Origin of the sequence: Marinomonas spartinae, assembly GCF_900089775.1 — a bacterium.
GTDB lineage: Bacteria > Pseudomonadota > Gammaproteobacteria > Pseudomonadales > Marinomonadaceae > Marinomonas > Marinomonas spartinae.
Map to the genome: position 1 here is coordinate 1 of NZ_FLOB01000013.1, position 17,113 is coordinate 17,113.

The following is a 17,113-nucleotide window of genomic DNA, read 5'->3' on the forward strand; positions in this document are numbered from 1 at the left end:
CAGGGGATCTGACCTTAACCATCGAAAAAGGTATAGAGAATGCCAAGAGCGCACTGATTCATGCAGCAGCTAACCTCACTTTAAAAAGCAAAGAAGACTTAACGAATACGACTTCGACCATTGAAGCGGCTGGTGCGGAAACGATTACCAGCCAGAATGTGACGAATAGCGGAACTTTACTCGCTCAAAATGGTGGATTAATCATTAATACCGACACCATTGATAACCAAGGGACCTTAGCCGGTCATGGTATTACCCTAAATGCCAATTCGCTCAATAACAGCACGACAGCGGGTCAAATTGTCTCAACGGATAATGCGGACGTCACCATCGCAGGGGATGTGACCAATACCGATGGCGCACTGGTTCATGCGGATAAAGATCTGACACTGCATGCCACAGGCGATTTAACCAACACAGCGTCCACCATCGAAGCGGTGAATGGGCTAGATGAAAAGAGCCAAAACCTAACGAATAAGGGTACTGTCCTTGCGCAAAAGGGCACGTTAAGCATTCAAACCAGTAGCGTGGATAACCAAGGTACTTTAGCGGGTAATGGCATCGCCATCACTGCGGATTCGCTTAATAATCATACCAAAACGGCACAACTCTTCTCAACAGGGGATCTGACCTTAACCATCGAAAAAGGCATTACCAACGCGACAAATGCCTTGATTCATGCCGCCAACAATCTGACGTTACAAACTAAAGGGGATCTAACCAACACTGCGGCGACTATCGAAGCCGCTGGCACCAATCAAATCACCAGCCAGAATACGACGAATAGCGGGACCTTACTCGCAAAAAGTGGCGCATTGACGATTCAGACCAACAAAGTCGATAACCAAGGGACCTTAGCGGGTAACGGTATTGATTTAAATGCCAACGAGCTGAAAAACAGCACAGCGAACGGTCAAATTATCTCAACGGATAAAGCGGACGTCACCATCGCTGGCGATGTAAGCAATACCGATGGGGCGCTAATCCATGCGGATAAAGATCTGACACTGCATGCCACAGGCGATTTAACCAACACAGCGTCCACCATCGAAGCGGTCAATGGACTTGATGTTCAAAGCCAGAACCTGACCAACACTGGTACTGTCCTAGCGCAAAATGGTGCTTTAACCATCCATACCAATAACGTGGACAGCCAAGGCACTTTAGCGGGTAACGGCATCGCTATCACAGCGGATTCGCTTAATAATCACTCGAAAACGGCACAACTCTTCTCAACAGGGGATCTGACCTTAACCATCGAAAAAGGTATAGAGAATGCCAAGAGCGCACTGATTCATGCAGCAGCTAACCTCACTTTAAAAAGCAAAGAAGACTTAACGAATACGACTTCGACCATTGAAGCCGTGGGAACTTCTGTTATTCATAGTCAAAATGTCACTAACTCAGGCTCCATTCTTGCGCAAAATGGCGCATTAACCATTGAGACCAGCACTGCGGATAACCAAGGCACCTTAGCGGGTAACGGTATTGCTTTAAATGCCAACACGCTCAATAACAGCACAGCGAACGGTCAAATTGTCTCAACGGATAATGCGGATGTCACCATCGCTGGTGATGTAAGCAATACCGATGGGGCGCTAATCCATGCGGATAAAGATCTGACACTGCATGCCACAGGCGATTTAACCAACACAGCGTCCACCATCGAAGCGGTGAATGGGCTAGATGAAAAGAGCCAAAACCTAACGAATACGGGTACTGTCCTTGCGCAAAATGGCACGTTAAGCATTCAAACCAGTAGCGTGGATAACCAAGGTACTTTAGCGGGCAATGGTATCGCCATCACAGCGGATTCCCTTAACAATCACACTAAAACGGCACAACTCTTCTCTACAGGGGATCTGACCTTAACCATCGAAAAAGGCATTACCAACGCGACAAATGCCTTGATTCATGCCGCCAACAATCTGACGTTAAAAAGTCAAGGGGATCTAACCAACACTGCGGCGACTATTGAAGCTGCTGGCACTAATCAAATCACCAGCCAGAATATGACAAATAGCGGAACCTTACTCGCTAAAAGTGGTGCATTGACGATTCAGACCAACAAAGTCGATAACCAAGGGACCTTAGCGGGTAACGGTATTACCCTAAATGCTAATTCGCTCAATAACAGCACAGCGAACGGTCAAATTGTCTCAACGGATAAAGCGGACGTCACCATCGCTGGTGATGTAAGCAATACCGATGGGGCGCTAATCCATGCGGATAAAGACCTGACATTGCATGCCACAGGTGATTTAACCAACACAGCGTCCACCATCGAAGCGGTCAATGAGCTAGATGAAAAGAGCCAAAACCTAACGAATACGGGTACTGTCCTTGCGCAAAATGGCACGTTAAGCATTCAAACCAGTAGCGTGGATAACCAAGGTACTTTAGCGGGTAACGGCATCGCTATCACAGCGGATTCGCTTAATAATCACTCGAAAACGGCACAACTCTTCTCAACAGGGGATCTGACCTTAACCATCGAAAAAGGTATAGAGAATGCCAAGAGCGCACTGATTCATGCAGCAGCTAACCTCACTTTAAAAAGCAAAGAAGACTTAACGAATACGACTTCGACCATTGAAGCCGTGGGAACTTCTGTTATTCATAGTCAAAATGTCACTAACTCAGGCTCCATTCTTGCGCAAAATGGCGCATTAACCATTGAGACCAGCACTGCGGATAACCAAGGCACCTTAGCGGGTAACGGTATTGCTTTAAATGCCAACACGCTCAATAACAGCACAGCGAACGGTCAAATTGTCTCAACGGATAATGCGGATGTCACCATCGCTGGTGATGTAAGCAATACCGATGGGGCGCTAATCCATGCGGATAAAGATCTGACACTGCATGCCACAGGCGATTTAACCAACACAGCGTCCACCATCGAAGCGGTGAATGGGCTAGATGAAAAGAGCCAAAACCTAACGAATACGGGTACTGTCCTTGCGCAAAATGGCACGTTAAGTATTCAAACCAGTAGCGTGGATAACCAAGGTACTTTAGCGGGTAACGGCATCGCCATCACAGCGGATTCGCTTAAGAATCACTCGAAAACGGCACAACTCTTCTCAACAGGGGACCTGACCTTAACCATCGAAAAAGGTATAGAGAATGCCGAGAATGCGCTGATTCATGCTGCCAACAATCTGATGTTACAAACTCAAGGGGATCTAACCAACACTGCGGCGACTATCGAAGCCGCTGGCACCAATCAAATCACCAGCCAGAATACGACAAATAGCGGGACCTTACTCGCAAAAAGTGGCGCATTGACGATTCAGACCAACAAAGTCGATAACCAAGGGATCTTAGCGGGTAACGGTATTGCTTTAAATGCCAACACGCTCAATAACAGCACAGCGAACGGTCAAATTGTCTCAACGGATAAAGCGGACGTCACCATTGCTGGTGATGTAAGCAATACCGATGGGGCGCTAATCCATGCGGATAAAGATCTGACACTGCATGCCACAGGCGATTTAACCAACATAGCGTCCACCATCGAAGCGGTGAATGGGCTAGATGAAAAGAGCCAAAACCTAACGAATACGGGTACTGTCCTTGCGCAAAATGGCGCGTTAACCATTCAAATCAGTAACGTGGATAACCAAGGTACTTTAGCGGGCAACGGTATCTCCATCACAGCGGATTCTCTTAAGAATCACTCGAAAACGGCACAACTCTTCTCAACAGGGGATCTGGCGTTAACCATCGAAAAAGGCATTACCAACGCGACAAATGCCTTGATTCATGCCGCCAACAATCTGACGTTACAAACTCAAGGGGATCTAACCAACACTGCGGCGACTATCGAAGCCGCTGGCACCAATCAAATCACCAGCCAGAATACGACGAATAGCGGGACCTTACTCGCAAAAAGTGGCGCATTGACGATTCAGACCAACAAAGTCGATAACCAAGGGACCTTAGCGGGTAACGGTATTGCTTTAAATGCCAACACGCTAAATAACAGCACAGCGAACGGTCAAATTGTCTCAACGGATAAAGCGGACGTCACCATCGCTGGTGATGTAAGCAATACCGATGGGGCGCTAATCCATGCGGATAAAGATCTGACACTGCATGCCACAGGCGATTTAACCAACACAGCGTCCACCATCGAAGCGGTGAATGGGCTAGATGAAAAGAGCCAAAACCTAACGAATACGGGTACTGTCCTTGCGCAAAATGGCACGTTAAGTATTCAAACCAGTAGCGTGGATAACCAAGGTACTTTAGCGGGTAACGGCATCGCTATCACTGCGGATTCTCTTAAGAATCACTCGAAAACGGCACAACTCTTCTCAACAGAAGATCTGACCTTAACCATCGAAAAAGGCATTACCAACGCGACTAATGCCTTGATTCATGCCGCCAACAATCTGACGTTACAAACTCAAGGGGATCTAACCAACACTGCGGCGACTATTGAAGCTGCTGGTACTAATCAAATCACCAGCCAGAATATGACAAATAGCGGAACCTTACTCGCAAAAAGTGGTGCATTGACGATTCAGACCAACAAAGTCGATAACCAAGGGACCTTAGCGGGTAACGGTATTGATTTAAATGCCAACACGCTCAATAACAGCACAGCGAACGGTCAAATTGTCTCAACGGATAATGCGGATGTCACCATCGCTAGTGATGTAAGCAATACCGATGGGGCGCTAATCCATGCGGATAAAGATCTGGCACTGAACGCCACAGGCGATTTAACCAACACAACGTCCACCATCGAAGCGATCAATGGACTTGATGTTCAAAGCCAAAAGCTGACGAACAGCGGAACGGTGTTAGCGCAAAATGGCGCATTAACCATCAAGACTCATAAAGTGGATAGCCAAGGTACTCTAGCGGGCAACGGTATTACCCTAAATGCCAACGAGCTGAAAAACAGCACAGCGAACGGTCAAATTGTCTCAACGGATAATGCGGATGTCACCATCGCTGGCGATGTAAGCAATACCGATGGGGCGCTAATCCATGCGGATAAAGATCTGACACTGCATGCCACAGGCGATTTAACCAACACAGCGTCCACCATCGAAGCGGTCAATGGACTTGATGTTCAAAGCCAGAACCTGACCAACACTGGTACTGTCCTAGCGCAAAATGGTGCTTTAACCATCCATACCAATAACGTGGACAGCCAAGGCACTTTAGCGGGTAACGGCATCGCTATCACAGCGGATTCGCTTAATAATCACTCGAAAACGGCACAACTCTTCTCTACAGGGGATCTGACGTTAACCATCGAAAAAGGCATTACCAACGCGACTAATGCCTTGATTCATGCCGCCAACAATCTGATATTAAACACTCAAGGGGATCTAACCAATACCGCTTCGACTATTGAAACCGTGGGAACTTCTGCTATTCATAGTCAAAATGTCACTAACTCAGGTTCCATTCTTGCGCAAAATGGCATGTTGACCGTGAACACCCGAAAAGTGGACAGCCAAGGGACCTTAGCGGGTAATGGCATCACGATCAAGGCAGACGAGCTGAATAACAGTACGACCACGGGTAAGATTTTCTCAACCGATAAAGCGGACTTCACCATTGCTGGAGACGTGACGAATAGGGATGGGGCGCTGATTCATACGGATAAAGACCTGACGTTAAGAGCTACAGGAGACTTAACCAATACCGCTTCTACCATTGAGTCGGTAAGTGGACTAGAAGTGAAAAGTCAGGAGCTGATCAATACAGGTACTATCCTCGCTCAAAATAATGCCTTGTCTGTGTCGACAGATCAGGTTGACAACCAAGGCGTATTAGCGGGTCATGGTATTACCTTAACCGCTAATGAGCTCAAAAACAGCACCGCCAGTGGCAAGCTCTTCTCAACAGACGAGGCTAATTTAACCATCGCAGGAAACGTAACCAATACCAATGGTGCACTGATCCATGCGGATAAAGATCTGACATTGAATGCTACAGGCGATTTAGCCAATGCGAGCTCAGCCATCGAAGCGGTCAATGAGCTAGATGAAAAGAGCCAAAACCTAATAAATACGGGAACTGTCCTTGCGCAAAATGGCACGTTAAGCATTCAAACCAGTAGCGTGGATAACCAAGGTACTTTAGCGGGCAATGGTATCGCCATCACTGCGGACTCCCTTAACAATCACACCAAAACGGCACAACTCTTCTCAACAGGGAATCTGACGTTAACCATCGAAAAAGGCATTACCAACGCGACTAATGCCTTGATTCATGCCGCCAACAATCTGATATTAAACACTCAAGGGGATCTAACCAATACCGCTTCGACTATTGAAACCGTGGGAACTTCTGCTATTCATAGTCAAAATGTCACTAACTCAGGTTCCATTCTTGCGCAAAATGGCATGTTGACCGTGAACACCCGAAAAGTGGACAGCCAAGGGACCTTAGCGGGTAATGGCATCACGATCAAGGCAGACGAGCTGAATAACAGTACGACCACGGGTAAGATTTTCTCAACCGATAAAGCGGACTTCACCATTGCTGGAGACGTGACGAATAGGGATGGGGCGCTGATTCATACGGATAAAGACCTGACGTTAAGAGCTACAGGAGACTTAACCAATACCGCTTCTACCATTGAGTCGGTAAGTGGACTAGAAGTGAAAAGTCAGGAGCTGATCAATACAGGTACTATCCTCGCTCAAAATAATGCCTTGTCTGTGTCGACAGATCAGGTTGACAACCAAGGCGTATTAGCGGGTCATGGTATTACCTTAACCGCTAATGAGCTCAAAAACAGCACCGCCAGTGGCAAGCTCTTCTCAACAGACGAGGCCGATTTAACCATCGCAGGAAACGTGACCAATACCGATGGCGCACTGATCCATGCGGATAAAGATCTGACACTGCATGCCACAGGCGATTTAACCAACATAGCGTCCACCATCGAAGCGGTGAATGGGCTAGATGAAAAGAGCCAAAACCTAACGAATACGGGTACTGTCCTTGCGCAAAATGGCACGTTAAGCATTCAAACCAGTAGCGTGGATAACCAAGGTACTTTAGCGGGTAACGGCATCGCTATCACAGCGGATTCTCTTAATAATCACTCGAAAACGGCACAACTCTTCTCTACAGGGGATCTGACCTTAACCATCGAAAAAGGCATCGAGAATGCCGAGAATGCGTTGATTCATGCCGCCAACAATCTGATCTTAAACACTCAAGCGGATCTAACCAATACTGCTTCGACTATTGAAGCTGCTGGCACTAATCAAATTACCAGCCAGAATATGACAAATAGCGGAACCTTACTCGCTAAAAGTGGTGCATTGACGATTCAGACCAACAAAGTTGATAACCAAGGCACCTTAGCGGGTAACGGTATTGCTTTAAATGCCAACACGCTAAATAACAGCACAGCGAACGGTCAAATTGTCTCAACGGATAAAGCGGACGTCACCATCGCTGGCGATGTAAGCAATACCGATGGGGCGCTAATCCATGCGGATAAAGATCTGACACTGCATGCCTCAGGCGATTTAACCAACACAGCGTCCACCATCGAAGCGGTCAATGGACTTGATGTTCAAAGCCAGAACCTGACCAACAGCGGTACTGTCCTAGCGCAAAATGGCGCGTTAACCATCCATACCAATAACGTGGACAGCCAAGGCTCTTTGGCGGGTCACGGCATCGCCATCACTGCGACTCAACTCAACAATAGCACGGCGAACGGTAAGATTTTTTCAACAGACCTTGCGAATCTAACCATAGCGGGGGACATCAACAACACGGGGGGATCCCTAATCCATGCGGATAAGGCCCTAACGTTAACCAGCACCAAAGGGAATCTGCTGAATACGAGCGCCACAATTGAGTCGGCCGATCAGGCGACGATTAACAGTCAACTTTTAACCAACAGCGGTACCGTACTGGCCTATAGAAATGGGTTAACGATTAATGCCAATACCATCAATAATCAAGGGTTATTGGCAGGCCATGGTGTGACCATCCAGACTGGCTTACTGAATAACACAGCCCGTGCCAGCAAACTGTATTCGAGTGATGCGCTTAATGTAAACACGACGGGGGCGATTAATAATACCCATGGTGCCTTAATTCATGCAGATACAACATTGAGCTTAACCGCTGGCGGAGATGTCACCAACACCGATAGCAGCATCGAGTCGGCCTCAAATGCCACAGTAACGAGTCGTAACCTAGATAACTCGTCAGCGAGTCGAGTCTTGGCGGAAAAAGGCACATTGACGATTCATACTAACGCCCTTAATAACCAAGGGACATTATCCGGTCAAGGTCTAAGCGCTACCGCCTCGGTTATTAATAACAATACCGCTTCCAGTCACATACTCTCAACAAAAGACCTCACCTTAACAAGTACACAGGGAACGGTTACCAATAGCAATGGGGCGGCAATACGCTCAAATGGCAACCTCACCATCCATTCAGCTGCAGATATATCGAATACTTCGGGAGATATTGAAGCCGTTAACAACCTCTCCTTAGCAGCACATAATATCACTAACACTTCCAACTCGACGCTAAGAACAAATAACTCACTGTTAATGAATTGGACAGGTGGTCTTGTTAATAGTGGTTCTAAAATAGAAGCCCTCAATAATATTATGAGCACACAGAATAATGGTAATGTCACCAATAACAGTACAGGTTCCATCACCGCACAAAATGGCACACTGGGTCTGACCATCGGCAGTTTAAGCAACCAAGGGGGCATCGCTGGCAATTATGTTCAATTAAACACCAATAGCGTCTCTAATGACGGCTCCAATGCCTTAATCATGGCAAAAACCAACCTAGATGTTCGTTCAAATCATGATTTTAATAATACCAATGGTGGGGCTTTTTACAGCTTTGGAAGTGGTTATTTACAGGCAAATGGCACGTTAACAAATAGCTCGTCAACGATTGAAACGAATGGTGATTTGAGTATACAGGCTAATCATATTGTCAATAAAAGAAGTAGTTATCAGATTGGTTCTAAAAGCGGAGCACCGGTTAATCACTCAGATGTTATTTGGAGATCTGGTAATGGTTATAAGACGTCAGACTATACTGAACAAACAACCGTTCCCTACTTGGTTTCGATTGGCTCTGTAGGATCCATTATTTCTAAAGGCAATATTAATATAACGGGTCATGTGGATAATCTTTTTTCTTTAATTAGTAGTGTAAAAAATATCAATGCTAATGGGGGGGTGAATAATCAATCTCTAACGGCATCAAAAACAATGAGTAAAAATGGTAAAACAACAACTGTTACACATTATCCTGAACACTGTCATACACATGTGTCCCATACAGAAGGCTCTGGCAGTACAGTGTGTCACGACGCATATGATTCTGTTGAAAGCACCCCTTTTTCCAATACGTCGACAGAACAAGTTACTTTGGCCTCTGCTGTTTTTTCCGCTGGTGCTTCTATATCAGCAAAAGGTGGTAGCTTTAATAACATTGGAGCAGCTAATTCCGTTTCATATTTAGGCCTAAAAAACACAGAAGTAAGCGACTTGTCGAATAGCGACAATAAGGTTGTTCAAGAAGCTACTATTAGTGTAGAGAAAAACTCTGCAAATGTTGAGGTACAAAAAAATCATTCGAAGTTATCCAATCAGACTGTAGACAATCATACCCAAGCGGCTTTACCAGTTGATGTGAATTATCCCTCTGTATCTATGAGTAAGGTAAAAGAGTCGCCTAGTGGAACAATTGATGCTAATCACCCATTACCCACGATCAACCAAGAGACTTCGCAGGTTGGACAGGGCGTGGCGAACAACATTCAAGATATTTCTAAGTCACCTGGAACGGTTATAGCAAAAGGCCGAGATAACACCGTCCCACAAGTGATTTCGATCCCCTCTAGTGGAGTAGATACCTCCACTCTGCCTGCGATCGGTAAGGTAAAAGAGTCGTCTAATGGGACGGATGATGCTACTCCCCCATTACCTATGATCAACCAAGGGGCTTCTCAGGTTGCTTTGTCGGGGCAAGGCGTAGTGAACAACGTTCAAGATATTTCTAAGTCATCTGGAACGGCTATGACAAAAGGCCGAGATAGCACCATCCCACAAGTGATTTCGATCCCCTCTAGTGGTGTAGATACCTCCACTCTGCCTGCGATCGGTAAGGTAAAAGAGTCGTCTAATGGGACGGATGATGCTACTCCCCCATTACCTATGATCAACCAAGGGGCTTCTCAGGTTGCTTTGTCGGGGCAAGGCGTAGTGAACAACGTTCAAGATATTTCTAAGTCATCTGGAACGGCTATGACAAAAGGCCGAGATAGCACCATCCCACAAGTGATTTCGATCCCCTCTAGTGGTGTAGATACCTCCACTCTGCCTGCGATCGGTAAGGTAAAAGAGTCGTCTAATGGGACGGATGATGCTACTCCCCCATTACCTATGATCAACCAAGGGGCTTCTCAGGTTGCTTTGTCGGGGCAAGGCGTAGTGAACAACGTTCAAGATATTTCTAAGTCATCTGGAACGGCTATGACAAAAGGCCGAGATAGCACCATCCCACAAGTGATTTCGATCCCCTCTAGTGGTGTAGATACCTCCACTCTGCCTGCGATCGGTAAGGTAAAAGAGTCGTCTAATGGGACGGATGATGCTACTCCCCCATTACCTATGATCAACCAAGGGGCTTCTCAGGTTGCTTTGTCGGGCCAGACAGTAGCCACCAAGGTTCAAAATAGTACCGACTCTGATGGAAAGGGAGAAACAGCGCCTACGGGTAATGCCATGCCCAACATCGCAACGATTGATCATCCAGTATTATTAATGAGTAACAAAGAGGCAGCTGATCAGAATGCGGTTAATCAAGCAAAAGTACCGACCAGCGAAGCTGGGGAGCCAAAACAGCAGCCCGTTACGGTGAAACAAGGCGCCTCAGACATTGCTTTATCGGAACAGAGCGACATAGCTAAGGCTCATGAATCTTCCCCTTCTGATCAAAATCAAGAAACGGTAGAGTCCCCTTCTGTCTCTGTAAAAGGTATGAATTCTTCTGCTCAGTCGACAATTGCTAAGGTAAAAGAGCAGGTTAACTCAAGTTTGTCGTCTTCAAACCTTCCAAACCTGGGTGTCAAGCAAGCTAATGCCGATAGTAAAGCAACTTTTAGCAAAGCCGCTGCCGTTGCCACACACGCGATTGATCTTTCGGTTATAAAGTCACGTCGAGACAAAATTTTTAACAAAGACATTGTGAGTAAACTGGAGTCCAGCGCTTTGTTCCAATCAAATAATGCACCGGATCCGGCGTATTTGGTCGAAACCAATCCTTTGTTAACCAATTATAAAAACTTTGTTTCGTCTGATTATTTCTTGAATAAAGTGAGCGCTGATCCTGTTGGTCGTACTGGAAAGAAGGTGACCCGCTTAGGAGACGGTTATTTAGAGCAAAAATTGGTGCGGGACCAAATCCTCGCCTTTACTGGACAGCAGACTCTCGATAATACTGATATTGAGTCCGCTTATAAAACCTTGATGGATAATGCAGTCGGGGTCTATAAAAATCTCGGTTTGACGTCGGGTGTTGAGCTGACCGCTGACCAAGTTGCGCAATTGAAAAAACCGATAGTTTGGATGGTGGATGAAACCGTCCAAACGGATAATGGTCCTCAAGTGGTCTTGGTACCCAAAGTGTATCTGTCTGCGGCGTCTGAATTTGACCTACGGCCAGATGGTGCGGTCGTGGCGGCGTCAACGATTCATATTGATTCGGATGGTGATATCAATAATGCTGGGTCCATGCTTGCCAAGGTGGACCTCTCCCTAAAAGGCAATAACATTGATAATGCGGGCGTTCTATCGTCTGAGGGAAGTGCCCGTTTAACCGCAAGCAATTACATCAACAACACCAACCGTATTCACGCCTCAAGCGACTTGAGTTTGACCGCTGGCGGCAATATCACCAGCGAAACGCTCACCAAAGCCGATAAACTGGACTTGGGGTATTATGTAGAAGGAACGACAGCTGAGCAAACTGCGAGTATTCAAGGAGGGAATGTCACGCTTGCGGCAGGTAAGGATATTCGGTTAACTGGCAGTGATATCAAGAGTACTGGGGGGCTCGCCTTAACCGCAGGAAATAATATTGCGCTTAACTCGATAGCCTTAACGAGTTCTTATCCAGTATTTAATGATGTCCTTTCTTCTTACCAACATCAATCAACGACTGCTCATCAAGTCACCAAATTATCGGGTCAAAATATTCAACTTAGTGCTGGAAATGTCTTAACCGGTGAAGGGGCCCAGATTAACGCCAAGGAGGATTTAGTGCTGGCTGCAAATAATATTAATTTGCTATCCGTGCAGAATCATCAGAGCAGTCAACAGTCTCAACCTCAATTGACGGCTTCTAATTCTTCGACCACCCATCAAGTCAGCCAATTATCGGGTAATAACATTCAACTCAGTGCCGCCAATACTATTACCAGCGAAGGTGCCCAGATTAACGCCAGAGAGGATCTTGGCTTATCCGCTAATGCCATTAACTTGCTATCGGTGCAAGACAGTCAGAGCGGCTATCAGTCTAAACCTCAACTGACTGCAACGAATTCATCGACCACTCATCAAGTCACCAAATTATCGGGTAATAACATTCAACTCAGTGCCGCCAATACCATTACCAGTGAAGGGGCTCAGATTAACGCCAAAGGGGATTTAGCGCTGGCTGCAAATAATATTAATTTGCTATCCGTGCAGAATCATCAGAGCAGTCAACAGTCTCAACCTCAATTGACGGCTTCTCACTCTTCGACCACTCATCAAGTCACCAAATTATCGGGTAATAACATTCAACTCAGTGCCGCCAATACCATTACCAGTGAAGGGGCTCAGATTAACGCCAAAGGCGGTCTGGCCTTAGCGGCCAACAACATTGATCTACTGGCGGTGAAAAATATCAACGATGATTACAGCTATGTCGGTGGTGGACATCATTCTGTCGAAACCAAAGATCATACTGAATCCTTAACCGGAACCACATTAAAAGCCGGAGGTGGACTGAACCTAACTGCCCAGCAAGATATTTTCTCCAAAGGCTCTAGCTTAAGTGGCGGCACGGGCATCGCGTTAGCGGCGGGCAATAATGTGACCTTAGCCACAGCATCCACCCATGACTCGCATTTCAGAGAAGAGAAAAGCAAGCACTCCGGTTTCTTTGGTAGCAAAACAAAAACCGAAACCACCACCTCTGAAAGCCTGACCAACCATGGCACAGCCCTGTCTTCAAACGGTGCTATCCAAATAGCGTCAGGGGCCAATATACAACTAATCGGATCGAGCGCGAACGCGAAAGGCAATATCGGCCTACAAGCCAAAGGCAATATCGATCTGCTCTCCGCCGTGGATCAAAACGCTTACCATCACCAAGAACAGAAAAAAGGTACCTTCAGACAAAAAGCTAAAGACCAAGGCTTTAATCGCCAAACGGCGGTGGCCAGTGGCTTAACCAGCCAAGGTAATGTGGCATTAAACAGTGGCGGTAACATCACCTTACAGGGAGCCAACCTCGTCGCCAAGCATACTCTATCCATGGGTGCACAGGCGGTCACCAAAGACGCTTCAGGCCATTATGTGACAGCCGATGGTGCCCAAGTGGGGAATGTGAACATTACCACTCAAACTCTTCACAATAATAGCTGGGACAAATCCTCTTCCGGTTTTAGAGGCATCTTTAAAGACATCGCCAAAGGGCTCGTGGCCACCGTAGGAGCCATGGGCATCAGTACCTCCGTTACCTTAGGGCATGTCTCTGAAGATACGACCCACATCACAACACAACAGGCCTCTAACCTCGCCGCCAACACGTTACACCTGAAAGCGGATCACGATCTGAACATCATTGGGTCAAACGTATCCGCTGCGGGTGATGCCACGCTCAGCGCCGCCAATGTACGCATTGATGCCGCGAAAGAACAGAGCATTACTAGCCATGCTAAAACCGACATGACCTTTTCGACAGCAGGCCCGTCGTTGAAAAAAGACGAGCTCAGCTTGCTCACTCTCACTGACACCGATAAAACCAACAAAACCACCACCACAGCAACCACCTGGTCAGGCTCCAACCTAAAAGCGGGCAACCTGACCATTAACGCCAAAGGCCAAGCGGCGGTGATTGCTAGTAACGTAAATGTGGACGGCAATGCGGCGATTCAAAGCAACAACCTATTGGTGGGTGGGCGAGAAGCCACGACCACTACACAGCATGACGACATCACCAAGACCAAAACCTTCACGGCTGGGATTCGCAATGCCTATGTGGATACGGCCTTGGCCGCGCAAAATCTGAAGAAGTCCAAAGATGCTGTGAGCGATGCCCAGCAAGCTTATCGTGACGCCAAGCAAAAAGTGGCAAATGGCACCATGGTCAAGGAAGACTTGGATTTTTATGAACATAAACTTGCTTCCGCTAAAAAGAATGAAAAACTCGCCGCAATCGCGGTGACCAGTGCGGCTGTCACCGCTGCTATGAGTTCGGCAGTCGGCGGGTTCACTGCAACAGCGGGCACCAGTACGCAAGTGACGACCAACACCAGTACGGCGACACAAGGAACGTGGCAGGGATCCCATATTAAAGTTGGTAATAATGCCTCTCTTCATAGTGATAATAACCTCACAGTAGAAGGCTCGACCATTGCCGCGAACGGCACGTTGGAAGCCAATGCGAAGAATATTGACATTAAGGCGGGTAAGAACACCTATACAGAAACAACGAGCAGTCAGACAAAAGGGGCAAGCGCTAGTATCAGCTATGGGGGTGGTTCCTCTGGCTCGGCCGGTATTAATGCCAGTCAAGGACACAGCGAAAGCAACCGTACTCACTACACCAACAGTGCTCTCAATGCAGGCAAGTTAGTGAGCAACAGTGATCAACTCACCGTGAAAGGGGGCAACCTCTATGGAGATCAGGTTGCCATCAATACCAACCACCTCAAGGTGACCAGCCTGCAAGATAGCGCGACAAGCCATAGCAAAAACCAAGGGGCTGGTATCAGTGTTGGGGCTGGGTCTGGTAGCCGTTCTGCCTCAGTCAATTACAACCAGTCTAAAACACAATCGGACTACGCCAGTGTCACCCAACAAAGTGGCATTACCTCAGGAGATCAGGGCTATCAAATTCATGTTGCAGGTAATACTCAGCTCGTTGGCGGACTGGTGACCTCAACCGATACCGCAGAAGCCAATGGGAAAAACGCCTTCAGTACCGGAACCTTGACCCATAAAGACATCGCTAACCATGCCACCTACAGCGGTTCAAGCATCGGTGTAGAGGTGGGCATCAGTTCTGATAAAGACAAAGACGGCAACACAACCCACGGCGTATCCAAATCCATTGGTCGAGGCTCGGATGGCGACAGTCAACATAGCGTGACGCACAGCGGTATCAATACTGGCAACATTGCGATTAACGACACCGATAAACAGAAAGAGTTAACGGGAGACAGCGTTAGCCAAACTGTTGCTGGCATCAACACCACGACCAGTACCGATACGGCACAAGCCAACAGTGGGGCGTTAAAGAATAACTTTGATCAAGCCGAGGTTGAAAAAAACATCAACCACCAACGCTCAGTCACACAAACCTTTGATAACACCGTTCAGCAGGTCAGCGGCGCGCTTCTCGCTAAACAAGACGCGCTAAAAGAAAAATTCAAAAATGGCAAAATCAGCTCCGCTGAGTACGAGAAACAAAGCAACACTTTAAATAACTACAAACTCTTGGTCAGCTCCATTGGTGCAGGGTTACTTGCCCCAACCGACAGCGCAACAGGTCAATGGGCCGCAGCGGCGTCCCCTGTTGTTGCTAACCAAATAGGCCAATACTTCAAAGGTCTTGCAGCAAACAATAAAGACGGCCAACTGACCAATGGTCAGGAAGTCGCCCACGACCTTGCCCACGGCATCGTCGCGGCTGCCGTAGCTTCGGCAGGAGGCAATAACGCCGTAACGACAGGTATTGCTGCCGCAGGATCTGAAGCCGCTGCCCCAGCCGTTGCTAAGTGGCTGTATGGCACAAGCGATCCAAACAAACTGGACGCCAACCAAAAACAAACCATTATCGCTGTTATCGGTGCCGCTGCCACTGGCGTTGGCGCCACCACAGGCAACACCAACAACGCCATCGCCGCAGGGCAAGCGGGTGAGAATGCCGTGGCGAATAACTACCTGAGTAGTGCTGAAATGACATCTCTGAAAGAGAAGTTAACTAAGTGCTCTGATGAGCAATGTCGAGAAAAGGCATATAAAGATAGTGTTGAATTAAGTAAAGAGAACTTACAAGGTTTAATTAATGCTTGTTCTAAAAATGGAACCAGTCAAACATGTCTTGCGAAGAAGAAGGAAATAACAGATGTCATTGCAGATTATCGACGCGGGAAGTTTGATACCGATGGTAGTTCGCCTGAAATTGACAAGATGTTGCAGTCAATGGATGAGTATAATCTTTCTGATAAGGCTGTCGGTCCATCGTTAGTCGCAGAGCAGACAGCAAGAGAAGCCGCTTTATCGTATGGAGCATCCCCAAAACAAGCTAAGGAGGTTGCCTCGATTGCCGCAGCGGCGGCGACTATAATACTAGGGAAAAAAGGGAAGGCTGTTGTAAGCAGTGGTGTGAAAGGTGAGGCCAAGGCGGGTGCAGAAACAGGACACTTGGCAGCCTTAGATAAACCGAAATCCGCATCAAAAGTTCCTGAAATGCAAGGAGGTTCTGCTCAATCGGCGTTGGAAGGAAAGGCGTCTAATGGTAGGATTACGAGTGAGAGTGTTGTTACAAAGACTGGAGGTCGGTCTGGAAAACAAGCGCGATTAAAAGAGTTGGGAGATGACCCGAAGTTAGGGGAGGCCGATCGTGGTTGGATTAAGCAAGAGAAAAATTCTATTGCTAGAGGTAATCGAAAAACTATCCGTAACCCCCCAGGTAAAGATTTAGCGCATGAGCGTGGCCGAGAAGCGGCAAAAGGCTATGGTTATGAGCACTCAAATCTACAAGATAGAAAACTGCATCGTTTGCAACATAAATACGATAATTTTGGTAGGAAAAATAAAGAGAGGCCGCCGCGATAGTGCGGCCTCTTATAGGTCAAAAT

At 47.2% G+C, this 17,113-nt stretch carries 1 protein-coding gene; it reads left to right on the top strand.

Annotated elements, in window-relative coordinates:
- Nucleotides 1–158: 158 nt before the first annotated feature.
- Nucleotides 159–17,090 (top strand): hemagglutinin repeat-containing protein, encoded by a 16,932-nt coding sequence (locus MSP8886_RS18290; RefSeq protein WP_217491364.1) that lies wholly within the window; start codon nt 159–161, stop codon nt 17,088–17,090.
- Nucleotides 17,091–17,113: the final 23 nt, after the last annotated feature.